This is a genomic window from Tritonibacter mobilis (assembly GCF_001681715.1).
In the GTDB taxonomy this organism is placed as follows: Bacteria; Pseudomonadota; Alphaproteobacteria; order Rhodobacterales; family Rhodobacteraceae; genus Epibacterium; species Epibacterium mobile.
In genome coordinates this window covers 294,406-315,774 of sequence record NZ_LNWY01000014.1, presented here as the reverse complement: position 1 = coordinate 315,774, position 21,369 = coordinate 294,406, and the positions used below count along the sequence as shown (strand labels likewise).

General features: G+C 60.4%; 23 protein-coding genes and 2 pseudogenes. 16 read left to right on the top strand and 9 right to left on the bottom strand.

Features of this window, described 5'->3' with window-relative positions; all coding sequences use genetic code 11:
* The first annotated feature begins 270 nt into the window (after positions 1-270).
* Positions 271-1,122, top strand: coding sequence for a flagellin N-terminal helical domain-containing protein (locus UB90_RS15105; RefSeq protein WP_005608656.1), 852 nt, complete (start codon positions 271-273; stop codon positions 1,120-1,122).
* Between the two features lie 99 nt (positions 1,123-1,221).
* Here UB90_RS15105 and rplI read toward each other — a convergent pair whose 3' ends face one another.
* Genes rplI through rpsF form a run of 3 tightly spaced genes read right to left on the bottom strand, consistent with a single transcriptional unit; the run spans position 1,222 to position 2,463 of the window.
* A complete protein-coding gene (gene rplI, locus UB90_RS15100) occupies positions 1,222-1,839 on the bottom strand; it encodes a 50S ribosomal protein L9 (RefSeq protein ID WP_065325841.1) in 618 nt (205 codons plus the stop codon).
* A 13-nt stretch (positions 1,840-1,852) separates the two neighbouring features.
* On the bottom strand, positions 1,853-2,080 hold the full coding sequence (gene rpsR / locus UB90_RS15095; RefSeq protein ID WP_005608650.1) for a 30S ribosomal protein S18: 228 nt from the start codon (positions 2,078-2,080) through the stop codon (positions 1,853-1,855).
* A 29-nt stretch (positions 2,081-2,109) separates the two neighbouring features.
* Positions 2,110-2,463: a 30S ribosomal protein S6 gene (gene rpsF, locus UB90_RS15090; RefSeq protein WP_065332029.1), complete on the bottom strand. Its 354-nt coding sequence runs from the start codon at positions 2,461-2,463 to the stop codon at positions 2,110-2,112.
* 310 nt (positions 2,464-2,773) lie between these two features.
* Between rpsF and UB90_RS15085 the strand changes: the two genes are divergently transcribed.
* From UB90_RS15085 to UB90_RS15070, 4 genes are all read left to right on the top strand, one after another.
* Positions 2,774-3,307: a hypothetical protein gene (locus UB90_RS15085; protein WP_005608631.1), complete on the top strand. Its 534-nt coding sequence runs from the start codon at positions 2,774-2,776 to the stop codon at positions 3,305-3,307.
* Between the two features lie 246 nt (positions 3,308-3,553).
* Positions 3,554-4,129, top strand: coding sequence for a YceI family protein (locus UB90_RS15080; RefSeq protein WP_065325840.1), 576 nt, complete (start codon positions 3,554-3,556; stop codon positions 4,127-4,129).
* 140 nt (positions 4,130-4,269) lie between these two features.
* Complete coding sequence (locus UB90_RS15075) at positions 4,270-5,043, top strand: carbohydrate ABC transporter permease (protein ID WP_065325839.1); 774 nt, start codon at positions 4,270-4,272, stop codon at positions 5,041-5,043.
* Between the two features lie 151 nt (positions 5,044-5,194).
* Positions 5,195-5,977: a type 2 periplasmic-binding domain-containing protein gene (locus UB90_RS15070; RefSeq protein WP_065325838.1), complete on the top strand. Its 783-nt coding sequence runs from the start codon at positions 5,195-5,197 to the stop codon at positions 5,975-5,977.
* Positions 5,978-6,052: 75 nt separating this feature from the next.
* Here the strand turns inward: UB90_RS15070 and UB90_RS15065 are convergent, their stop codons facing one another.
* Positions 6,053-7,285 (bottom strand): cytochrome b/b6 domain-containing protein, encoded by a 1,233-nt coding sequence (locus tag UB90_RS15065; protein ID WP_065332028.1) that lies wholly within the window; start codon positions 7,283-7,285, stop codon positions 6,053-6,055.
* Between the two features lie 219 nt (positions 7,286-7,504).
* On the opposite strand from UB90_RS15065, the gene fabD reads away from it, so the two are divergent.
* From fabD to UB90_RS15015, 10 genes and pseudogenes are all read left to right on the top strand, one after another.
* A complete protein-coding gene (gene fabD, locus UB90_RS15060; RefSeq protein WP_065325836.1) occupies positions 7,505-8,440 on the top strand; it encodes an ACP S-malonyltransferase in 936 nt (311 codons plus the stop codon).
* Between the two features lie 20 nt (positions 8,441-8,460).
* A complete protein-coding gene (fabG, locus tag UB90_RS15055; protein ID WP_065325835.1) occupies positions 8,461-9,198 on the top strand; it encodes a 3-oxoacyl-[acyl-carrier-protein] reductase in 738 nt (245 codons plus the stop codon).
* A 381-nt stretch (positions 9,199-9,579) separates the two neighbouring features.
* A complete protein-coding gene (locus UB90_RS15050) occupies positions 9,580-9,813 on the top strand; it encodes an acyl carrier protein (RefSeq protein WP_005645147.1) in 234 nt (77 codons plus the stop codon).
* Between the two features lie 184 nt (positions 9,814-9,997).
* Entirely contained in the window at positions 9,998-10,741 is a 744-nt protein-coding gene (locus tag UB90_RS15045) for a 1-(5-phosphoribosyl)-5-[(5-phosphoribosylamino)methylideneamino]imidazole-4-carboxamide isomerase (RefSeq protein ID WP_005645145.1), read from the top strand.
* A 304-nt stretch (positions 10,742-11,045) separates the two neighbouring features.
* Positions 11,046-12,314 carry a beta-ketoacyl-ACP synthase II gene (gene fabF / locus UB90_RS15040; protein WP_005645143.1) on the top strand — a complete coding sequence of 423 codons (1,269 nt, stop codon included), beginning with the start codon at positions 11,046-11,048 and terminating at the stop codon, positions 12,312-12,314.
* A gap of 1 nt (position 12,315) precedes the next feature.
* On the top strand, positions 12,316-13,470 hold the full coding sequence (gene mltG, locus UB90_RS15035; RefSeq protein ID WP_065325786.1) for an endolytic transglycosylase MltG: 1,155 nt from the start codon (positions 12,316-12,318) through the stop codon (positions 13,468-13,470).
* 321 nt (positions 13,471-13,791) lie between these two features.
* Positions 13,792-14,136 carry a ubiquitin family protein gene (locus UB90_RS15030; protein WP_065325785.1) on the top strand — a complete coding sequence of 115 codons (345 nt, stop codon included), beginning with the start codon at positions 13,792-13,794 and terminating at the stop codon, positions 14,134-14,136.
* Positions 14,072-14,521: pseudogene (locus tag UB90_RS15025) on the top strand (terminase large subunit domain-containing protein); the annotation flags it as partial. The gene UB90_RS15030 and the pseudogene UB90_RS15025, both read left to right, overlap by 65 nt.
* Positions 14,505-14,969, top strand: a pseudogene (locus UB90_RS15020) (baseplate multidomain protein megatron); the annotation flags it as partial. The pseudogenes UB90_RS15025 and UB90_RS15020, both read left to right, overlap by 17 nt.
* Complete coding sequence (locus UB90_RS15015; RefSeq protein WP_065325846.1) at positions 14,966-15,304, top strand: DUF7742 family protein; 339 nt, start codon at positions 14,966-14,968, stop codon at positions 15,302-15,304. The pseudogene UB90_RS15020 and the gene UB90_RS15015, both read left to right, overlap by 4 nt.
* Before the next feature lie 41 nt (positions 15,305-15,345).
* On the opposite strand, the gene UB90_RS15010 is transcribed toward UB90_RS15015, so the two are convergent.
* Entirely contained in the window at positions 15,346-15,552 is a 207-nt protein-coding gene (locus tag UB90_RS15010; RefSeq protein ID WP_009178753.1) for a cold-shock protein, read from the bottom strand.
* Positions 15,553-15,911: 359 nt separating this feature from the next.
* Here UB90_RS15010 and cysE point away from each other — a divergent pair, with 359 nt between their 5' ends.
* Positions 15,912-16,718 (top strand): serine O-acetyltransferase, encoded by an 807-nt coding sequence (gene cysE / locus UB90_RS15005; protein ID WP_005633353.1) that lies wholly within the window; start codon positions 15,912-15,914, stop codon positions 16,716-16,718.
* 194 nt (positions 16,719-16,912) lie between these two features.
* Here cysE and UB90_RS15000 read toward each other — a convergent pair whose 3' ends face one another.
* The 4 genes from UB90_RS15000 to UB90_RS14985 form a co-directional block, all read right to left on the bottom strand.
* On the bottom strand, positions 16,913-18,238 hold the full coding sequence (locus UB90_RS15000) for a pyruvate dehydrogenase complex dihydrolipoamide acetyltransferase (protein WP_065325782.1): 1,326 nt from the start codon (positions 18,236-18,238) through the stop codon (positions 16,913-16,915).
* Between the two features lie 11 nt (positions 18,239-18,249).
* Positions 18,250-19,629: a pyruvate dehydrogenase complex E1 component subunit beta gene (locus UB90_RS14995; protein WP_065325781.1), complete on the bottom strand. Its 1,380-nt coding sequence runs from the start codon at positions 19,627-19,629 to the stop codon at positions 18,250-18,252.
* A gap of 16 nt (positions 19,630-19,645) precedes the next feature.
* Entirely contained in the window at positions 19,646-20,659 is a 1,014-nt protein-coding gene (gene pdhA / locus UB90_RS14990) for a pyruvate dehydrogenase (acetyl-transferring) E1 component subunit alpha (RefSeq protein WP_005654260.1), read from the bottom strand.
* Positions 20,660-21,052: 393 nt separating this feature from the next.
* Positions 21,053-21,352 carry an FtsB family cell division protein gene (locus UB90_RS14985; RefSeq protein ID WP_065325780.1) on the bottom strand — a complete coding sequence of 100 codons (300 nt, stop codon included), beginning with the start codon at positions 21,350-21,352 and terminating at the stop codon, positions 21,053-21,055.
* Positions 21,353-21,369 lie beyond the last annotated feature (17 nt).

Sequence of the window (21,369 nt, the reverse complement as noted above, 5' to 3'; positions counted from 1 at the left end):
AATACCCCCGCCGGCTCCTTTGGGGCCGGCGGTTTTTTGTGAACAAGTTTACCCAATTGGGCAAAGCGGCTTCGGTCGGGTTAACGACTGCGTTACGTGTTAGCCATATATTAACGTCTTTGTGGATATCGTTAACCTGCATCCAGCCGCACGTTGGGCGGATGGCGCCGGGGGACCACTTCGGCAGTGTCCGGAGCGATACGCTGCGATCTCAGAAACGGGATCTACACCTGTGGGACTGTCCAGTCCCTCGCGATGGAACCCGAACCCATGTCCAGCATACTGACCAATCACGGGGCACAGATAGCCCTTCGTACTCTGAAGACCATTAACGGCAACCTTACCGATGTGCAAAACTCCATCTCGACCGGTAAGCGGATCGGCTCGGCCAAAGACAATGCCGCCGTCTGGTCGATTGCCAAAACCATGGAATCCGACATCTCCGGCTTTCGCTCGATCAAAGACGGTCTCGCCATGGGCGAAGCCACCGTCGCTGTCGCCTCCGCTGGCGCAGAGCAGATCGTCGAAAAGCTGACAGAGATTAAAGAACTGATCGTATCGGCACAGTCTGAAAACGTCGACCACGCCACCATTCAGACCGATATTGCCTCTAAGGTCGAACAGGTGGAGGCGATCATCGCCGCCGCGCAGTTTAACGGCGCAAACCTCCTGTCTGCGGACGTCGATGGCTCCGGGGCCACGTCGCTGGGCGTGCTTGCCTCGCTGAACCGTGTGGGGTCGGGCGGCACCGTGACCGCAAATGAGATCACGGTGGCTTCGGTGAATTTCGATAACACCCTTGATTTGGCGAGCAGCCTCACCGCGATCACCGATAGCACCTCTGCCGCTACCGCGCTCACGGAGATCGAAGATTTCTTGCAAGTGGCCATCACGGGGGCCGCATCTCTGGGCTCTTCCGCCGCGCGCATAGAGGATCAGTCCGATTTTGTTGGGCGATTGATGGATTCCATGGAATTGGGCGTCTCTGCCCTGACGGACACCAATATGGAGGAGGCCTCCGCCCGACTGGCCGCGCTGAAGACACAGCAAGAACTGGCGATACAGTCTCTCACCATCGCCAATCAGGCGCCGAGATTGCTGCTGGAACTGTTCCGCCGCTAAGGCGCGTTTATCCGGGAATGCAAAAAAGGCGACATCCCTCGGATGCCGCCTTTCTTTTTGTTCCAATCGCAAGGGCGAACCCCCGCAGTCAGCCGGAGCTTACTTGGAGTCGTCTTCTTCTGCGGCCGCAACCGGTGCGTCGCCTTCGTCGTCGTCAGAAGCTGCGCCACCGATGTCGTCGAAGAGTTCGGAGATTTCGAACTCTGCTGCGGCTTCTTCTTCAGCGGCCAGTTCCTGAATGGACTTGCCGGAGGCCTGCAGTTCCGCTTCCTCAGGGGAGCGCGCAACGTTCAGCTCGATGGTCACCATGACCTCGGGGTGCAGGTGCACTTCTGCGATGTGCAGGCCCAGGGTCTTGATCGGCTCACGGATGATGACCTGCTTGCGGTCGACCGAGAAGCCTTCTTCGGTTGCAACGTCAGCCGCGTCACGGGTGGTGACGGAGCCGTAGAGGTTGCCACCATCGGAGGCGGAGCGAATCACGACGAACTGCTGGCCGTCGAGTTTCTCGCCGAGGGCTTCTGCTTCTTTCTTGGTCTCCAGGTTGCGCGCTTCAAGCTGCGCTTTCTGGGATTCAAAAGCTGCAATGTTGGCGTCAGACGCGGTCTGAGCCTTGCCCTGCGGCAGCAGGTAGTTGCGGGCAAAGCCGGGCTTTACGTCAACGACGTCGCCCATCTGGCCGAGCTTCGCAACACGTTCAAGAAGGATAACTTGCATGGATCAGGTCTCCTTACTTCACGGCGTAGGGCAGCAGGGCGAGGAAGCGGGCGCGCTTGATAGCACGAGCCAGTTCACGCTGCTTCTTTGCCGAAACGGCGGTGATGCGGGAAGGAACAATCTTGCCACGCTCAGAGATGTAGCGCTGCAGCAGACGAGTGTCCTTGTAATCGATTTTGGGCGCGTTCTCACCAGAGAACGGGCACACTTTCCGGCGACGGAAAAATGGTTTGGCTGCCATGGTTTAGCGTCCTTTTCTCAAGCGTTGGATCAACGGCGCTCGCGACGGCTGTCGCGTTCGTCACGTTTCTGCATCTGGACCGAGGGGCCCTCCGCGTGCTCTTCGACCTTGATGGTCAGAACGCGCATCACGTCGTCATGCAGGCGCATCAGGCGTTCCATTTCCTGAACGGCCGACGAAGGTGCGTCGGAGCGCAGGAAGGCGTAGTGGCCCTTGCGGTTTTTGTTGATCTTGTAGGCCATGGTTTTCACGCCCCAGTACTCCTGGTCGACCAGCTTACCGCCGTTGTCGGACAGAACAGCACCGAAGTGTTCGATGAGGCCTTCTGCTTGCGAGTTGGACAGGTCCTGACGCGCAATCATGACATGCTCATAGAGTGGCATGCGAACTCCTGTTTGTGTCTGGGCGCATTTCATAGGAGGGGCATATTTGCCTTCCGCTGCCCCACCACGAGAGTCTGCGCGGATCAAAAGATACGGAAGGAGGCCTCCCCTTAGACGGCTTTGTGCCAAAGCGCAACCCGCCACAGAAGGTCAGGGCGCGGGGTCGTTTGGCTCGGGGTCTGGCGAAATAGGATAGGGAACCAAGTTTTCCCTCACCCTGCCACACTGCTGCCCCATTCCAGCGCGAGTGAATAGGTTAACAAGTCGTTAACGGCGTCAAGGGCGCCCGCGAGTATAGAGGAAGAAAGCCATGACAGCGATTGATCAGAACGTCATCGACTTTACCCGTGTTGCACCGATCGATCATGTGCCGGGATTTCGCTCTGAGGCGCCCTCGCAAGTAACCCTACGCCCCGGCGGATCCGTGTCTGCTATGTTGCTGCGCCTGCTCGGTGGTTGCATGGTGATGGCCTCGACCGGGCTCTGGTTGATGCCAGACTCCGGTGCGGATCCGCAAATGGCGTTGATCCGCATTGGCGTATCGGTGTTTTTGCTGTTTGTCGGCCTGTGCTTGCTGTTGCAGCGGGAAATGAAGCTGCCGCCGGAATTTCATTTTGACGCACAGCGCAATGAGCTGCGCATCGAAGAGATCCGCAGCGACGGGCGTTCGGTTGTGCTGATGCGCCGCAGCTATGCCTCGCTTGGTGCAGCGCGTTTCAGCGGTAAGACGCTGCAAATCCTCGAAGGCGATGGCAGCGTTCTGATTGAACTGCCGCTCGAAGGTCGCACCACACGCAAGCTGTTGTTGTCTCAGCTGAAACCGCATCTGCGCATCATGAGCTGATCTGTCTTGACCGCAGCGCTTCGGCACCGAGGTCAAGACCCCACGTCATCTGACATTCGCGTGAGAACCCGCCGATCCGAGAGGATTTGGCGGGTCAACTGCGTTAGGTCAGCTTATATCAGACCCACCCGGCGCACAGCCGGGTGTTCATTTCCCAACACTCGATGTTGGGTTTTGCGGACTAGCTGACGCCAACCGCATGGCCGACATTATGACCATCGAACCACCACTCTGGAGCCCAGACACATGAAAAAGATCCTGTTTGCTGCAGCGCTGATCGGCACCGCCGCGACTTCTGCTTTTGCTGCACCTGAAAAATACACGCTCGACTCGAGCCACAGCCAGATCCTGTTCAGCTACAACCACCTCGGCTATTCCACCACTTGGGGCATGTTCTCCGGCTTTGAAGGCGAGATCATGTTTGATCAGGAAGATCCGGCGAACTCTTCCGTTTCCGTTTCCATGCCCGTGAAATCCATGTTCACCGGCTGGGAAGCGCGCTTCAATCACTTTATGTCCGATGATTTCTTCGGTGCTGCAGATGACGAAATGGTCTCCTTCACCTCCACCGGCATCGAAGTGACCGGCGAAGACACCGCAAAAATCACGGGCGATCTGACCCTCAATGGCGTGACCAAATCCGTGGTTCTCGACGCCAAACTGAACAAGGCCGGCGAGCACCCGATGGCGAAAAAGCCATGGGCGGGTTTTGATGCCACCACCACTTTGGTGCGCTCCGAGTACGAATTGGGCCAGTTCGCGCCCTTCGTCGGCGATGAGGTCGAAGTGAAGATCTCTGTCGAGGCAACCAAAGCCGAATAAACCAAAGACACCGAACAGGTGCCTTTTGGCCACCGGTCCCGATGGGATCGGTGGTTTTTTCGTATCCCGGTCAATGCCTTCATTGACCTTTGCGTCCCCGCGTGACCTCTGTGTCGCGTGTCCGTTATAGACTGTGTCTCATGCGCCGGTATTTTGACCATCTGATCCTCTGTCTTGGCTGCCTCATCATGGTGGGGCCGGTTTTGGGGCTGATGGGGCAGGTGCTGTCTGATCCTGACCTGAGCCGACAGATCCGGGCGATGTTCAGCGCCGATCTGACCCTCGGCTACCACATCGACCTTTGGCAGATGCTCGGGAATTCGCTGGTGTTGGCGCTCGGGGTGGCGGCTGTTGCTTGTGTGCTGTCCTTGCTGGCGGCGTTTGCACTGGTGTTTTTTCCGCTGCCGGGACGAGAGTGGCTCTTTGGGGTGATCCTGATGGCGATGTTCTTTCCCATCGAGACGCGCATCCTGCCCAGCTTTGCGGTGGTGCATCAGCTGGGGCTGTCAAATACCCATGCAGGGATGACCCTGCCGGTGGTCGCAAGCGGTCTTGGCGTATTGGTGTTCCGCCAATTCCTGAAACAAATCCCCAAAGAACTGATCGAGGCCGCGCGACTGGATGGCGCGCGCCCGCTGCGCTGTCTTTGGGATATTCTGCTGCCCATGTCCGCGCCAATGGTGGCGGCGCTGTTTTCGATCTTCTTTGTGCTGGGCTGGAACCAATATGTCTGGCCGCTGATGTTGTCGACCACTCGTCAGGACATGGTGACCGTGGTCAGCGGCGTGACCCGCGCCGGGGCAGGGAGCACCGAGGGGCAGATCTTGGCGCTCTTGGCCCTACTGCCGCCGGGGCTGGTGATGGTGATCAGTCAGCGGTGGCTGATGCGCGGGCTGACCTCGGGCATTCACTAGACAGCGGTGGCCGCCCTTGTGCCGTAAGGTGGTCGTTAAACTCTGAATCAGATCGTCAAAATTTCGCGGGTTTGCGTTAAGCCAGCGTTAGCTCGCCCAGCGGATCGTGACTTCACTTAGAAATCACAGCCATCCGTTCAGGAGCCATTTGATGTATAAAGCCACCTATTTTGCTGCCGCGCTTTCGCTGGCTCTGTTTCAGAGCCCGGCAGTTGCCACTGCTGACGAGATCACCATCCTCGCAGGAGACTTGCCGCCCATGTTCAATGCGGATGGCAGCGGGCGCGAAGCCGAGATCATTTCCACCGTGATGGAGCGTTGCGGCCATACTGTCTCCTTTGAGATCCAGCCCTTCACCCGCCACTGGAAAACCTATGCCAGTGGCACCGGTGATGCGGTGGCCACCGTGCCCGTGGGGATGCCGCTCGGCGGCCATCAGAGCGACGTCTATATCCAGTACCAAAACGGTGTGTCTTTCCTGACGGATGCGGGCAACACTTATGGCGATCTGGCCGCGCTCGCGGGCCATTCTGTAATCGCCTTTATGGGCGCCTCAGATATTCTGCCGGGGCTGAAGGACGCAGCTTCAAGCTTCAAGAGCTATAAGGAAGTGGCGGATCAGATCGGTCAGAGCCGTATGATCTTTGGCAAGCGCGTCGATGCGGTGGTGGGCGATGGCATGATTTTTGCCGAATACAATCGCCAGCTGCGCGAACAATCCGGAGATCTGATGTTTGACCCCAATCAGGGCGTGACCTTTCAGGCGATCTTTGAGCCATCAAGCTATGGGATGAACTTCCGCGACGCGCAACTGGCAGAGGATTTCAATCGCTGCTTTGCGGAGGCCGACGCCGAAGGGGCCATTGAGGCGATCAACAGCGCATGGGCGGAGCGTTACCGCGAAACCCTCGGAACACAGTATCTCGGCCACTAATTCACAAGATACGATCTGCAAAAGCCGCCGCGCAAACCATCAAGGTTCGCGCGGCGGTCTTGTGTGAGCGCAGGCCTATTGGGCGCGGTGGGCGACCAGATCGACCGTGATATTGACGCCAAAGGCCAGCGTTGCTTCGTCCTGCGTGCCCGTGCCGACGTTGAAATCGAGCCGGTTCACCTCGGTGCGTCCGCTCATAGTGGCAGTGTCACCCTCAAGGTCGAGCGTGAAGGGCAGGGTGGTCGGCACCGTCTGATCCCGGATGGTGAGCGTGCCGCGCGCCTCATATTGGCTGTCTTCAATCTGTACGATCTCGGCTGCAAATGTGGCGCTTGGATAGGTCTCTGCATCAAAATAATCCGCGCCCATCGCCTGATCTGTTACCGATCCAAGCGTCAGCGACGGGATGGCAATGGTGACCTCAACCTCACCGGCGGGGCCGGGGGCTGCGGGGTCTTCAAAGGCGATCTTGGCGTTCCAGTCGGCAAAACTGCCGCTCACCGCGCTGCCCATCTGCACCACCTCGATGCCGAGGCTGCCGCTTTCAACGCTCCAGCCGGAGCCTTCGACGGTTTCGCGCAGGGCAGGAGCGGCAGTCGTGCCTTTATCGGACGCGCTGAAATAGAGCGCGCTGCTGCCCGCGAGCACCCCGGCCCAGACCAGCAGGGCCGATAGGAACGGCAGGGCAGAATGCGTCTGTGCGGGCGGTTGTGGCAGCGCGCGGCGGCCGGGCAGCATCCGCAACAACGTGCTGTCTTTGTCCAGAACATGGTGCTTCAAGGCCCCCGCCACATGGGCAAGGATCGCCGCACCCAGCAGGAGCATGGCGTAGAAATGGATGGTGCTGAACAGCTTAGACACCAGTTCGGATTTGGGCACCATCGGCAGGTCTTGCCCAAACGGCCACCAGATCGGAGCAAAGCCATCGGTGGCTGCGTGATGTATCCAGCCCGAGAGTGGCACAATCACCATCGCACCGTAAAGGACCCAATGCGCAGTCTCCGCAGCCCAGGCTTCCAGTTTGCGATCCGGGTGCAAAAGTCCCGGCTTTTCCTGCGTGATTGCCCACAGGATGCGCAAAAGCGCGGTGAAAAACACCGCAACACCAAGAGTTTTGTGAAGCGAAAACAAAAGCGTGGCGCGCGCGATCACCGCTTGAGAGCCATCAAAGCCGCTGCTTTGGATCTGCTCTGCCAACTCAGTGGCAAAATAGCCCAGAGGAAAGGCGCTCAGGATCAGGAGCGCGGTCAACCAATGAAAGGTCTTGGTGATGGAGCCGTAGCTCTGATCTGTGTTCTGGCGAGACATGGAGGATCGGTCCTTGATATAAGGTCTGGCGGGTTTTGCCCAAGGTAGTGACGCGCAGGCGGGGCGCAAGAACGCACTGTCTTCGCTCATGCACAGTTGATCTGCACCTGTGCTGTCATCGCGCGGGTTTCGGCATATTTCATTGACGTGAAATGCTTGTGTGCCTTCCGTTGGGTCGCTAAACCAGCCCGAAAGACAGTTTTATGAATGAGGACAGCCATGTCGATCGCTTTCGTTTTTCCCGGCCAAGGGGCCCAGACCATCGGAATGGGCAAGGCGCTGGCCGATGCCTACCCGGCGGCCAAAGCGGTCTTTGACGAGGTGGACGCAGCCCTCGGCGAGAGCCTGAGCAGCCTGATCTGGGAGGGCGATATCGAGACCCTGACCCTGACGCAAAACGCCCAGCCTGCCTTGATGGCGACCTCCATGGCCGCGATGCGCGCGCTGGAGGCCGAGGGGGTCAGCATCGACAAGGCGGCTTTTGTGGCCGGTCACAGCTTGGGCGAATATTCCGCGCTGGCCGCCTCCGGCGCGCTCAGCCTAGCCGACACGGCGCGCCTGTTGCGCACCCGGGGGCAGGCGATGCAAAGCGCCGTTCCGGTCGGTGTTGGCGCAATGGCAGCGCTCTTGGGGCTGGACTTTGAGACGGTGAAAGCCGTCGCTGCCGAGGCCGCCGCCGAGGGCGAGGTTGTGCAGGCCGCCAATGACAATGATCCCACGCAGGTGGTGGTCTCCGGCCACAAAGCCGCGGTGGAGCGTGCCGCCGAGATCGCCAAGGAGAAAGGCGCCAAACGCGCGGTGATGCTGCCGGTCTCCGCCCCCTTCCACTGCGCCCTGATGCAGCCCGCTGCCGATGTGATGGCCGAGGCACTTGCAGGCGTGGAGATCAAGGCGCCAGCGGTGCCGCTGATCGCCAATGTGCGCGCCGATGCGGTCACAGACCCCGATACCATCCGCCAGCTTCTGGTGGAGCAGGTCACAGGGTCGGTGCGCTGGCGCGAGAGCGTCGAGGCCATGGCCGCCAAGGGCGTCACCGAATTCTGGGAAATCGGCGCGGGCAAGGCGCTTTCGGGTATGATCCGCAAGATCGACCGCGCCCTGGTCTCAAAACAGGTCGGCACCGACGCCGACGTCAAGGCCGTGAGCGGCGCATAATCCATAAGGAAGAGACAGACATGTTTGATCTGACAGGTAAGAACGCGCTGATCACAGGCGCATCCGGTGGCATTGGCGGCGACATTGCGCGCGCGCTCCACGCAGCGGGGGCGACTGTTGCGCTTTCCGGCACCCGGCCCGACCCGCTGCACGCGCTGGCCGAGGAGCTTGGCGAACGGGCGCATGTGGTGACCTGCAACCTCTCCGACGCCGAGGCCGTTGAGGCGCTGCCCAAGCAAGCCGCCGAAGTCATGGGCTCTGTTGATATCCTGATCAACAACGCCGGCATCACCAAGGACAACCTCTTCATGCGGATGAAGGACGAGGAATGGCAGAGCGTTCTGGACGTGAACCTGACCTCCACCATGCGCCTGTGCCGGGGCGTGCTGCGCGGCATGATGAAGGCGCGCTGGGGCCGCATCGTCAATATCTCCTCCATCGTCGGTGCCACGGGTAACCCCGGTCAGGGCAACTACGCCGCCTCCAAGGCCGGTATGATCGGCATGTCCAAATCGCTGGCCTATGAGGTCGCAAATCGCGGCATCACCGTGAACGCGGTCGCGCCCGGTTTCATTGCCACCGCGATGACCGACAAGCTCAACGACACCCAAAAAGACGCGATCCTCAGCCAGATCCCGGCAGGCCGCATGGGGGATTCGAAAGAGATCGCCGCCGCCGTGCTTTATCTGGCGTCGCAAGAGGCCGCTTACGTGACCGGCACCACGCTGCATGTGAACGGTGGCATGGCGATGCTCTGATCGCTGCCCGGTCGTATTCGTCAAAGCCGCGTTGGAAACAACGCGGCTTTTTTCGTGTTTTCAAGCGTTTACATGACGTAACGGCAGCTGTAAAACCGCAGTGAACCTGTCGCGCTGCGGCGCTCTTTCTGCTCTTTGGGGCAGAGGACGCGCGTCTGAAAATGCGGCACCTGCAAAGGCGCTTAAGATATTGGAAATCATTTGCGTCGGCTTGTGTCTGTGCTATAGGCCCCCCATCTTACGTGTTGGCAGGCGTCTCGCTGTGCCACCGCGCCCCTGTTTCCGAACGGGGACCCCACCGCCCGCTTGGGCAACAACCAACCTTCCCGAGTGGGCAAGGGCAGAACCGGGCGATAGCCCTGTAAAAAACGAGGAATAGACATGAGCGACGTCGCAGATCGCGTGAAAAAGATCGTTGTAGAGCACCTGGGTGTGGAAGAAGACAAGGTGACCGAGAGCGCCTCCTTCATCGACGACCTCGGCGCAGACAGCCTCGACACCGTTGAGCTGGTCATGGCGTTCGAAGAAGAGTTCGGCATCGAGATCCCGGACGACGCGGCCGAGACCATCCAGACCTTCGGCGACGCAGTGAAGTTCATCTCCGAAGCGTCCTAATCGGACCCTTCCAAGAGACCTCACGATTTCGTGATTGAAGAGGCGGCGCTTTCCTGATGGAAAGCGCCGCTTTCTGTTTGGTGCCGCCGCCTCGCGAGCTCTCAGCACGCGGGCCGCGTTTCGAAATGTGCCAACATCGTGCTACACTCATAATCATTATGAAACAGATCGGAGATGACGGCGCATGATGATTTATCCCACGATGGAACTTCTGGACGGGCGCTGCGTGACGCTCGACAAAGGCAACTTGGACGCGCCCATGATCTGGCATGTGGATCCGGTGGAGACCGCAAAGGGCTTTGCCGAAGCGGGCGCAGAGTGGATGCATCTGACCGATTTTAATGCGCTGCAGGGCGACGATAGCAATCAGGCTTTGGTCGAGGATCTCATTCGAACGGCAGGGCTGCCGATCCAGCTTGGCGGAGGCATCCGCTCACGCGAACAGGCGGAATACTGGATCGAGAAGGGCGTCGGACGCGTGGTGATTGGCACCATGGCGGCCTATGATCCTGCTGCGGTGGCGGAGCTCGCGAAATACTATCCGGATCAGATCGTGCTCGCGGTGGATGTCTGGCAGGGGCAGGTGATGACCGAAGGCTGGCGCAAAGCGGGGGCATGGACGCCCGAAGCCTTTGTCAAAGCGTTTGGCAACGCGCCGTTTGCGGGCATTCTGGTGACCGATATCGACAGCGATATGAGCGATCTGGACGCACAATTGGGGCTGATTTCCGCATTGGCAAGCGAAGCCCATTCACCGGTGATTGCCAGCGGTGTGGTGCGCAGCGCCGATGATATATCGCGTTTGAAATACCTGCCCAATATCGCAGGTGCCTTGGTGGGGCGGGCCTTGTTCAACAAGACAATCACGCTGGAAGAGGCGCTGGCGACGGCCCAGCCGGACCCGGAACCCGTGGCAGAGTTTCTCTGATCCGTCGGCACCCCTTCTGTGCGGTGCCGAAATCCCGCTCTAGAATATCACAGGCCGCAGGCAAGTTATTCGCCTACGGCCTGTTTTCTTGAGAGAGCGCCATATGGGAACCCGGGATCGTTGCTTCGTCCTAGGATCACTCTTGCGCATTCGTCTTACCAAAGCCTTACGGGCTGCGGAAAGTTGAGCGAGATTTAACGCAAATGTGCCGGAATGGCCCTGACGCCTTCCCGCCCTTGCGCCCTTTGGCCATTCCAAGCTATTTGGGTGGGCAAATTGCCTGAAGTGCTAAGGAGAGCAAGGAATGCGTCGAGTAGTAGTTACCGGACTGGGCCTGGTGACCCCCCTGGCATCCGGGGTTGAGGAAACTTGGGCACGTCTTCTGGACGGACAGTCCGGCGCGGGCCCCATCACCCTGTTTGATGCAGAAGCCAGCGGCGTGACAACCACCTATGCCTGCGAGGTTCCCCGCGGCGATGGCAGCAATGGCACCTTCAACCCCGACGATTGGGTGGTGAAGAAAGATCAGAAGAAGATCGATGACTTCATCCTCTATGGCATCGCCGCCGCAGAGATGGCCGTTAAGGACGCAGGCTGGACGCCTGAAGCCGAAGAAGATCGTCTGCGCACCGGCGTGATGATCGGCTCCGGTATCGGCGGGCTCAGCTCCATTGCCGACACGGCCGTGATGATTAAGGAAAAAGGCCCGCGTCGCGTGTCTCCGTTCTTTATCCCCGGCGCGCTGATCAACCTGATTTCCGGTCAGGTCTCCATCCGCCACGGCTTTAAAGGCCCGAACCACTCGGTTGTGACCGCCTGTTCCACCGGCGCGCATGCCATTGGCGACGCCTCCCGCCTGATCAAATCCGGCGACGCAGACGTGATGATCGCGGGCGGTGCCGAGGCGGCGATCTGCGAGATCGGCATCGCGGGCTTTAACGCCTGCAAGGCGCTGTCGACCAAATATGCCGATGATCCCACCAAGGCCTCGCGCCCCTATGACGCGGACCGGGATGGTTTTGTCATGGGTGAGGGCGCTGGCATCGTGGTGCTGGAGGAATACGAACACGCCAAGGCACGCGGTGCCAAGATTTACGGCGAGGTTCTGGGCTACGGTCTGTCGGGCGATGCCTACCACATCACCGCCCCCTCTGAGGACGGCGAGGGCGGCGAACGCTCCATGCGGGCAGCCCTTGCCAATGCGGGTTTGAGCGCGTCGGACATCGACTATATCAACGCGCATGGCACCTCGACGATGGCGGACACCATCGAGCTGGGCGCGGTCGAGCGGCTGCTGGGCGATCACGCCAGCAAGGCGACCATGTCCTCGACCAAATCTGCCACCGGCCACCTCCTGGGCGCGGCGGGCGCGATCGAGGCGATCTTCTCCATCCTCGCGATCCGCGATCAGGTGGCACCGCCGACGATCAACCTTGATACCCCTGCGGTTGAAACCCCGGTCGATCTCGCCCCCAATGCAAAACGCGAACGCGAGATCAACGTGGCGCTGTCGAACTCCTTTGGCTTTGGCGGCACCAATGCTTCGGTGATCTTCGGGAAAGTGAGCGACTGATATGTGGCGCAGTCTGGCCTCGAACATGCTGACGATCCTGATCGTCGGCCTGTTCCTCTTCGCGGGTGTGATCCTGTGGGGCAAGAACGAGTATACCTCTGAGGGTCCCCTGACGGAGGCAATCTGCTTTCAGGTTCCCGGTGGCACCAATATGGCGCGGGTCTCGCGCCGGCTTGAGGATGATGGCGTTGTCTCCAGCGGCACCATCTTTCGCATCGGGGTGAAATACTCGGAAAAAGCGCAGCATCTCAAAGCGGGCAGCTATCTGGTTGAGCCCGGTGCCTCGATGAAAGGCATCGTCGATCAGATCACCCGTGGCGGTGCCTCGACCTGCGGCACGGAGATCGTCTACCGCGTCGGCGTGACCCGCGTGTTGGCTGAGGTGCGCGAGCTGGACCCCGCAACCAACGCCTTTGTGGAACGCGCGGAATTTGTGCCCGGCGTGGATGAAACCCCTGCGGTCTATACGGAGAAAAAATCCGAGGCCGACACGCGCTATCGCATCGCACTCGCCGAAGGTGTGACCAGCTGGCAGGTTATCGAATCTCTGAAAGCCATGGACATCCTCGAAGGGGAGCCCGGCAGTCGCCCCGCCGAAGGCAGCCTCGCGCCGGATAGCTACGAGATACGCCCCGGCACCTCGCGCGAGTCGATTCTTGCGGAAATGAAAGCGCGTCAGGACAAACGTATCAAAGACGCATGGGAGGCGCGCAGCCCGGATGCGGCCGTCGAAACCCCCGAAGAGATGCTGATCCTCGCCTCGATCATCGAGAAAGAAACCGGCGTAGCTGCGGAACGCGGCGTGGTGGCCTCGGTCTTCACCAACCGCCTGAAGCGCGGCATGCGCCTGCAAACTGACCCCACGGTGATCTATGGGGTCACCAAGGGCGAAGGTGTGCTGGGCCGTGGTCTGCGCCAAAGCGAGCTGCGCGGCGTCACGCCCTGGAATACCTATGTGATCGAAGGTCTGCCGCCGACACCAATCGCCAACCCGGGCCTTGAGAGCCTGGTGGCGGCGGTGAACCCGGATCAGACCGATTATGTGTTCTTTGTGGCTGATGGCACCGGCGGGCATGCGTTTGCTGAAACGCTCGAAGAGCATAATCGCAACGTGGCCAAGTGGCGCGAAATCGAAGCGCAGCGCAACAACAACTAACGACATGAGGGGGGCACTGCCCCCCTCGTGCTTTGCAGGGCAAAGCCCTCACCCCCTGGGATATTTCTTGTTAGAAGAAGTTGGGGCGCGCGACATTCAACCTCTTCTAACTCTCAAGTATCCCGGAGCGCGAGGCAGAGCCTCGCATCAGCCGTTGCTCCGGCAGCGGACGGTGGTTTGAGGTGATGTTCATTTACGTCTTGTAAAACCATTCTCGGCAGCTGGAAAACGTGGGGGCAAGGATCGAAGGACCTGGACGGGTCAATGATCCTGGCCTCCCGTTTCTCCCGTCGGATCGTTATGAGACGAGGCCGTACCCCCATGACAGCACAGACCCCGGAAGAGCTGATTGAGATCAGTTCTGATCTCTTGCGCTCTTTGCACGACAGCCTGCGGCGTGCGCGCCGGATCAGCGAGGATTACCTCGCCCAGTTCGAGGCAGAACAGGACATCAACCCCGACACCGCGCAGTTAAAGCCCCAGATTGCCAAGCTCGATGGCCTGATCCGTGACATCCAGAAAGTGGAGAAAACCCTTGTCGACCGCAAAGACGCCCCTGGTGCCGCCCGCATGGTGGCTTTCGACCTCTGTGCCGCCCGCGATGAGATCGAGCGCCGCTTGGCTGGCCTCTGTGCTGCGCTTCATGACGCAGATCTGGTTGGATGAGATGGATGACCACACCCTGGCAGCGATGCCCTATGTGTTCGACCTCTGGGCGTTGCCGCATCAATGCGCGCCTGCGGGCGATTGGCGCGCTTGGGTGATCCTGGGTGGACGCGGGGCGGGCAAGACCCGTGCCGGTGCGGAATGGGTGCGGTCTGAGGTCGAGGGGGCAGAGCCTTTTGGCATCGGTCGCGCCCGTCGCATGGCACTGGTGGGCGAGACCTACGATCAGGTGCGCGATGTGATGATCCATGGCGACAGCGGCATCCTTGCCTGCTCGCCGCCGGACCGCCGCCCGGAGTGGCGCGCGGGCGAACGCAGGCTGGTCTGGCCTAATGGAGCCACCGCGCAGGCGTTCTCCGCCTCTGACCCCGATGGACGGCGCGGTCGAGCAGCTGGATCTGGCGCTGTCGGATCGGCGGATGTCGCGTGACTACCGCTTTGGCCCGGCGCGGCGCGCCTATGATGATCCGTCCTATGTGGCGCTCTCGGCGGCCTTTGACGGAAATGGTTTGCGCCCCTATGCGCCGGTGCATCTGCGCACCTCGCAGGCGTTGGGCGCGGATATGGCGTTTCACTGGATCAGGCGCACCCGTATCGAGGGCGACAGCTGGGATCTGGAGGAGGTGCCGCTGGGCGAAGAGGTTGAGGTCTACCGCGTGCAGGTGCGCGCGGGCAGCACGGTGCTGCGTGATCTGCGCGTCACCACGCCCCACTGGACCTATAGCGCGGCAGATCAGGCCAGCGATGGCGCAAGCGCGGGCGATGTGGTGCAGGTGGCGCAGGTCTCGGAGCGCTACGGGGCCGGTCCGGTGGCCGAGTGGGTGCTGGCGTGAGGCCCGTCACATTACGGCCCATCCTGTGGGAGGATATCCGCAGCCTTGCCCGTGCTTTATTGGCCCATCCCGCCTCGCGACGGGCGGCCCTGTGCCGGGTGATCCTGCAGGGTGCCAGCCGGGCGCGCCACCAGACAGAGGCCACCGGGCGCTGTCATCCGCGCTGGGGCGATGGATCACTGGACCGGGCGGCGCGCTGTTTTCCTTTGGCGGCAGAACCATTTCCCGGCGATCCCGACTATGCGCGCTGTCTGCAGATGGTGCTTGCGGCCGTGGCAGGTGGGCATAAAAAAACACCCCGGCGCGAGCAGCAACCGGGGTGTTCATCGTATTGATCAGCGCCGGGGCGGCACTGCGCGCGCCCCAAAACCAGCCCTTAGGCCAGTTGCAGATCGGATGCGGATTCGCGACCGTCACGACCGGACTGGATTTCGAAGGTCACCGCCTGGCCATCGGCCAGACCGGTCAGACCGGAGCGTTCCACTGCGGAGATGTGCACGAACACGTCGTTGGAGCGGCCTTCAACCGCGATGAAGCCGTAACCTTTGGTGGAGTTGAACCACTTCACGGTGCCATTAGCCATTTTCAAAGTTCCTTTTGGTCTTTGTCGCCCGCAACGTGCGGCGACCCGGCAGCTTAACGTCGAGAGCGGTCGGGTAGACGAAACTTCGAAAGTATAAGGTTGCAGTCCTCTTTTGACTGGAAATTGGATTCTTGACAAGTGGGTATCTCGGGCATTCACGCAGGGTTTGCGGGAAATTGCCGTAAGTAAACAAGGGTTTTTGCCTCATTGTTACATTTCTCGTGATGATGGGGGGCATCACGGGATTGCGCTTGGCAATTGACGTCATAGATCGATAGGTTAGGAACCCATGGTGCCGGAATAAGCCGGTATCTCGCCCGGAGCTTGCGCGGAGCGACCGCGCCAGAAGGACCAAGCCGATGTTGGACACGCATAAGGCCGTCAGGCAGATCGACCCCGTGTGGGGCCGGATTACCGAGGAAGCCGAGACCGCAGTCGCCGAACAACCCCTGATGGGGGGGCTGATTCACGCCTGTATTTTGCACCACAAAGCGCTTGATAAGGCGTTGAGCTATCGGATTGCGGCCAAGCTCTGTTCCAATGAGATGTCGATGGTGATCCTGCGCGAGATCGTCGATGGTGCCTATGAGGCGGAACCAGCCTTGGTTGAGGCAGCGCGTGCGGACCTGATGGCGGTTTATGAGCGCGACCCGGCCTGCCACCGGCTGCTGCAACCGATCCTCTATTTCAAAGGCTATCAGGCGGTGCAGGCCTACCGTGTCGGCCATTGGCTCTGGCAGCAGGGCGACTGGGATCTGGCCTATTTCTTCCAGATGCGGATTTCCGAGATCTTTGGCGTCGACATTCACCCGGCGGCAAAGATTGGCAAGGGCATCATGATCGACCACGCCCATTCCATCGTGATCGGCGAGACAGCGGTGGTGGGCGACAATGTCTCCATGCTGCATTCCGTCACGCTGGGCGGCACCGGCAAGGAAGAAGAGGACCGCCACCCCAAGATCGAGGACGGCGTGCTGATCGGCGCCGGGGCCAAGGTTCTGGGCAATATCCGCATCGGTCATTGCTCCCGGATCGCGGCGGGGTCTGTGGTGCTGCAGGAGGTGCCACCTTGCAAGACCGTGGCCGGGGTGCCCGCGAAGATTGTGGGCGAGGCAGGTTGTGATCAGCCCTCGGTCAGCATGAACCAAGTGCTGGGCGGGAAATAATCTGACCCTTCTGTTGGCGCGGATATGACTGTTACTAAATGGCAAAAGGGCACCCACTGGTGCCCTTTTGCAGTTTTGGTAGAGGGTGAGGCTTAGAGCATCGTCCAGCAAACTTGCAACGAGGGCGATGCTCTATCCACATATTCGGCGCGCAATGTGATCCGAAAACCGGTCCCCACTTTTCGGATTGCGCTTTAGGCCAGCATCACCATCGGGTTTTCCAGATTGTCGACGATCGCCTTCAAGAGGTCCGCACCAAGTGCGCCGTCAATCACGCGGTGATCCACCGACATGGTGACGCTCATCACGGTGGCGACGGTCAGCTCGCCATCCGCGCCCACCACGGGTTTCTTGACGCCGGAGCCGACGGCCAGAATGCCCGCATGCGGCGGGTTCACGATGGCGTCGAAATTGTCGATGCCGAACATGCCGAGGTTGGAGATCGCAAAAGACCCGCCCTGATACTCATGCGGCGCAAGCTTGCGATCGCGGGCGCGGGTGGCGAGGTCTTTCATCTCTGCCGAGAGTGCCGAGAGCGACTTCATATCGGAATCCTGCAGAACCGGTGTGAACAGACCGCCCTCAATCGCGACCGCAACGGCCACATCGGAGGCTTTCATCTTGAGCACGCGATCCCCGGCCCAGACTGCATTGGCGTCGGGCACCGATTGCAGCGCCAGCGCCACGGCCTTGATGATGAAGTCATTGACGGAGAGTTTGACGCCCCGCGGTTCCAGCTGCTTGTTGAGCTGGGAGCGGAATTTCAGCAGCGCGTCGAGTTGGATGTCGCGGCGCAGGTAGAAATGCGGGATGGTCTGCTTGGCCTCGGTGAGACGCGCGGCAATGGTCTTGCGCATGCCGTCGAGTTTGACTTCCTCGTAATCGCGACCCTCGTACATCTTGGCGACCGCATCGGCGGAGGGGCCAATAGGTGCGGCGGCAGCAGCCGGAGCGGCAGCGGGGGCGGCTTTGGCCTCTGCCTTCGGGGCGGAGGTGGCGTTTTCCACATCGACCTTGATGATGCGTCCACGCGGGCCGGAGCCTTTGATGGCGCTCAGGTCGAGACCCTTGTCGGCGGCGATGCGACGCGCCAGGGGCGAGGCAAAGATGCGCGAACCATCTGCCGCAGCGGGTGCCGCTGGGGCAGGGGTTGCGCTTGCGGCGGCGGGGGCAGCGGCTGCGTCGGAGCCCCCTTCGGAGGCCGCCTCCTGAGCCGCGTCAGCGGCGGGGGCCGCTTCTGGTTTGGCCGCTGATGTGTCGATATCATCAGCGCTTTCACCATCCTCCAGCAGGACCGCGATGGGGGTGTTGACCTTCACCCCCTCGGAGCCCTCGGCAATCAGGATCTTGCCGACGACACCTTCGTCCACGGCCTCGAATTCCATCGTCGCCTTGTCGGTCTCGATCTCGGCAATCAGGTCGCCGGAGGAGACGGTGTCGCCCTCCTTGACCAGCCATTTTGCCAGCGTGCCTTCCTCCATGGTGGGAGAGAGGGCGGGCATGAGAATTTCAGTGGGCATCCTTGCTCTCCTTAGCGGTAGGTCACTTGTTTCACGGCTTCGATCACCTCTTCGGTGGTGATCAGTGCGTGTTTTTCAAGGTTGGCGGCATAGGGCATCGGCACGTCCTTGCCGGTGCAGGTGATGACGGGCGCGTCGAGGTAGTCGAACGCCTGCTGCATCACCTCCGAGGCAATATAAGAGCCAACCGAGCCCTGCGGCCAGCCTTCCTCGACGGTGACCAGACGGTTGGTCTTCATCACAGATTTGATCACGGTGGGCAGGTCCATCGGGCGCAGGGTGCGCAGGTCGATGACCTCGGCGTTGATGCCTTCCTCGGCCAGTTTATCAGCAGCTTGCAGGGCGTAGGTCATGCCGATGCCGAAGGACACGATGGTGACATCGTCGCCCTTGCGCCAGATCTTAGCCTTGCCGAAGGGCACGGTGTAATCGTCGAGTTTCGGCACATCGAACGACTTGCCGTAGAGGATCTCATTTTCGAGGAAGATCACCGGGTTCGGGTCGCGGATCGCCGATTTCAGCAGGCCCTTGGCGTCGGCGGCAGAGTAGGGCATCGCCACCTTGAGGCCGGGGATCTGCATGTACCACGCAGCGTAGTCCTGGCTGTGCTGTGCGCCCACACGCGCGGCTGCACCGTTGGGGCCGCGGAACACCATAGGTGCGCCCATCTGACCGCCGGACATATAAAGCGTCTTGGCCGCAGAGTTGATGATATGGTCAATCGCCTGCATGGCGAAGTTGAAAGTCATGAACTCCACGATGGGGCGCAGGCCCCCAAAGGCCGCGCCGGTGGCGATCCCGGCAAAGCCGTGCTCGGTGATCGGGGTATCGATCACGCGTTTGGCGCCGAACTCATCCAGCAAGCCCTGGGTGATCTTGTATGCGCCTTCATATTCGGCGACTTCCTCGCCCATGACAAAGACGTCTTCATTGCCGCGCATCTCTTCGGCCATGGCGTCGCGCAGGGCTTCGCGGACAGTCTGGCTGACCACCTCGGTGCCTTCGGGATAATCGGGGCTTTCATCCACCTCGGGCGCAGCCGGGGCCGCGGCTGCAGCGACGGTCGGCGCGGGCTCCGCAGGAGCCTCGGCGGCTGGCGCTTCTCCGCCCGCCGCAGGTGCGGATGCGACAGCCTCCTCCACGCTTTCGCCCTCTTCCACGAGGATCGCGATGGGGGTGTTTACCTTCACGCCCTCGCTGCCTTCCTGAATGAGGATCTTGCCGACGATGCCTTCGTCGACAGCCTCGAATTCCATGGTGGCTTTATCGGTTTCGATCTCGGCGAGAATATCGCCAGAGTTCACGGTATCGCCTTCCTTGACCAGCCATTTGGCCAGCGTGCCTTCCTCCATGGTCGGCGACAGGGCGGGCATCAGAATTTCAGTTGCCATAATCTTGGTCTCTCCCTCAGGCGCTTTTCTGCGGAATGTCGTCGGCGTAAATATCGGTCCAAAGCTCCTCAAGCGCGGGCTCGGGGCTTTCTTTGGCGAAATCGGCGGATTTATTGACGATATCCTTGATTTCCTTGTCGATCGCCTTGAGGTCTTCCTCGGTGGCATGCTTGCCGGTCAGCAGCATTTCGCGGACCTGCTCGATGGGGTCACGCTCTTCGCGCATTTTCTGCACCTCCTCGCGGGTCCGGTATTTTGCCGGGTCCGACATGGAGTGGCCGCGATAGCGGTAGGTTTTGACCTCGAGAATATAGGGGCCTTTGCCAGCGCGGCAGTGGGCGACGGCGCGCTCACCGGCTTCTTTGACCGCCAGCACATTCATGCCGTCGACTTCTTCGCCCGCGATGCCATAGGCCTCGCCACGTTTCCACAGAGCCGGGGATTTGGTCGAGCGCTGGACGGAGGTGCCCATGGCATATTGGTTGTTCTCGATCACAAAGACCACCGGCAGATCCCAGAGCTGCGCCATGTTGTAGGTCTCATAGACCTGACCCTGGTTCGCCGCACCATCGCCAAAATAGGTGAAGGTCACACGGTCGTTGCCTTTGTATTTGTCGGAAAATGCAAGGCCCGCACCCAGCGGCACCTGCGCGCCGACGATACCATGGCCGCCATAGAAATGTTTCTCCTTGGAGAACATATGCATGGAGCCGCCCTTGCCCTTGGAATAGCCGCCCTCGCGGCCCGTCAGTTCGGCCATCACACCGCCTGCGTCCATACCGCAGGCCAGCATGTGGCCGTGGTCGCGATAAGAGGTGACGCGCTTGTCGCCCTCTTCGGCTGCGGCTTCAAGGCCGACCACAACCGCTTCCTGACCGATGTAGAGGTGGCAGAAGCCGCCAATCAGCCCCATGCCGTAGAGCTGACCTGCCTTTTCCTCGAATCGCCGGATCAACAGCATCTCGCGGTAGTATTTGGTCAGTTCTTCGGCGGAAACATTTGATTTTTGAGCGCTTTTTCTTGCGGCCATAACGGCTTGCTCCCCCTAAAGCTAAGGTAGTTTAACACTAAACTATCTCATAAAGCATTTTGTTCCTGCATGCGAGGAATAATGTGGATACGCTCCACATCTGGCTTTATTTCGCTGGAAATATTGCCAAAATCAGATCCTGCAACGACAGCTGCAAATACCTGCACAAGCGCTGTGGCGCAGATGAACGGATGGGTGGTTTATCTCTGGGTAGCGTGACCGGTTGGACAGGCAAAATCAAGCCTGAGTTGTGGGGGAGTGCCGCCCTGTTCAAACGGTCACATCGCAGCCATCGTGGCGCAATGATCGGGCGTGGAGAAGAGCGGCGGTCGCGCCCACACAGAACTCAGCGGGTACGTCAGAGCATGGGCAGGGCAGATGCCGTTATGGCGATCAGTCGACGATAATCTCATCCGCGCGGGCCATACCCAACATGGAGCGCGCCTGTTCGTCCAGCAGATCGAGATCAAGATAATCGTCGGAGAGGCGGCGGGTGAGGTTCTCCATCCGCGCGATTTCCAGCTCCAGCCGCTCCAGATCCTTGGTCAGGCCGTCGGCTTCGGCTTGTAGCTCTACCCGGCGGAACAGGCCAAAATCGCCTTGCACAGCGGCAAAGGTGAAATAAGCGCTCAGCAGGAACGCCGCAGCAAAGAACAGCAGAGTGCCCAAAGAGGGCGAGGGTTTTCGCGTCACGTTGAAGGGCCTGTAAA

What these genes read in the sequence shown, in the direction of transcription:
- UB90_RS15105 (WP_005608656.1), top strand. Translation starts at nt 271, where the DNA reads ATGTCCAGCATACTGACCAATCACGGGGCACAGATAGCCCTTCGTACT.
- rplI (WP_065325841.1), bottom strand. Translation starts at nt 1,839, where the DNA reads ATGCAAGTTATCCTTCTTGAACGTGTTGCGAAGCTCGGCCAGATGGGC.
- rpsR (WP_005608650.1), bottom strand. Translation starts at nt 2,080, where the DNA reads ATGGCAGCCAAACCATTTTTCCGTCGCCGGAAAGTGTGCCCGTTCTCT.
- rpsF (WP_065332029.1), bottom strand. Translation starts at nt 2,463, where the DNA reads ATGCCACTCTATGAGCATGTCATGATTGCGCGTCAGGACCTGTCCAAC.
- UB90_RS15085 (WP_005608631.1), top strand. Translation starts at nt 2,774, where the DNA reads ATGACAGCGATTGATCAGAACGTCATCGACTTTACCCGTGTTGCACCG.
- UB90_RS15080 (WP_065325840.1), top strand. Translation starts at nt 3,554, where the DNA reads ATGAAAAAGATCCTGTTTGCTGCAGCGCTGATCGGCACCGCCGCGACT.
- UB90_RS15075 (WP_065325839.1), top strand. Translation starts at nt 4,270, where the DNA reads ATGCGCCGGTATTTTGACCATCTGATCCTCTGTCTTGGCTGCCTCATC.
- UB90_RS15070 (WP_065325838.1), top strand. Translation starts at nt 5,195, where the DNA reads ATGTATAAAGCCACCTATTTTGCTGCCGCGCTTTCGCTGGCTCTGTTT.
- UB90_RS15065 (WP_065332028.1), bottom strand. Translation starts at nt 7,285, where the DNA reads ATGTCTCGCCAGAACACAGATCAGAGCTACGGCTCCATCACCAAGACC.
- fabD (WP_065325836.1), top strand. Translation starts at nt 7,505, where the DNA reads ATGTCGATCGCTTTCGTTTTTCCCGGCCAAGGGGCCCAGACCATCGGA.
- fabG (WP_065325835.1), top strand. Translation starts at nt 8,461, where the DNA reads ATGTTTGATCTGACAGGTAAGAACGCGCTGATCACAGGCGCATCCGGT.
- UB90_RS15050 (WP_005645147.1), top strand. Translation starts at nt 9,580, where the DNA reads ATGAGCGACGTCGCAGATCGCGTGAAAAAGATCGTTGTAGAGCACCTG.
- UB90_RS15045 (WP_005645145.1), top strand. Translation starts at nt 9,998, where the DNA reads ATGATGATTTATCCCACGATGGAACTTCTGGACGGGCGCTGCGTGACG.
- fabF (WP_005645143.1), top strand. Translation starts at nt 11,046, where the DNA reads ATGCGTCGAGTAGTAGTTACCGGACTGGGCCTGGTGACCCCCCTGGCA.
- mltG (WP_065325786.1), top strand. Translation starts at nt 12,316, where the DNA reads ATGTGGCGCAGTCTGGCCTCGAACATGCTGACGATCCTGATCGTCGGC.
- UB90_RS15030 (WP_065325785.1), top strand. Translation starts at nt 13,792, where the DNA reads ATGACAGCACAGACCCCGGAAGAGCTGATTGAGATCAGTTCTGATCTC.
- UB90_RS15010 (WP_009178753.1), bottom strand. Translation starts at nt 15,552, where the DNA reads ATGGCTAATGGCACCGTGAAGTGGTTCAACTCCACCAAAGGTTACGGC.
- cysE (WP_005633353.1), top strand. Translation starts at nt 15,912, where the DNA reads ATGTTGGACACGCATAAGGCCGTCAGGCAGATCGACCCCGTGTGGGGC.
- UB90_RS15000 (WP_065325782.1), bottom strand. Translation starts at nt 18,238, where the DNA reads ATGCCCACTGAAATTCTCATGCCCGCCCTCTCTCCCACCATGGAGGAA.
- UB90_RS14995 (WP_065325781.1), bottom strand. Translation starts at nt 19,629, where the DNA reads ATGGCAACTGAAATTCTGATGCCCGCCCTGTCGCCGACCATGGAGGAA.
- pdhA (WP_005654260.1), bottom strand. Translation starts at nt 20,659, where the DNA reads ATGGCCGCAAGAAAAAGCGCTCAAAAATCAAATGTTTCCGCCGAAGAA.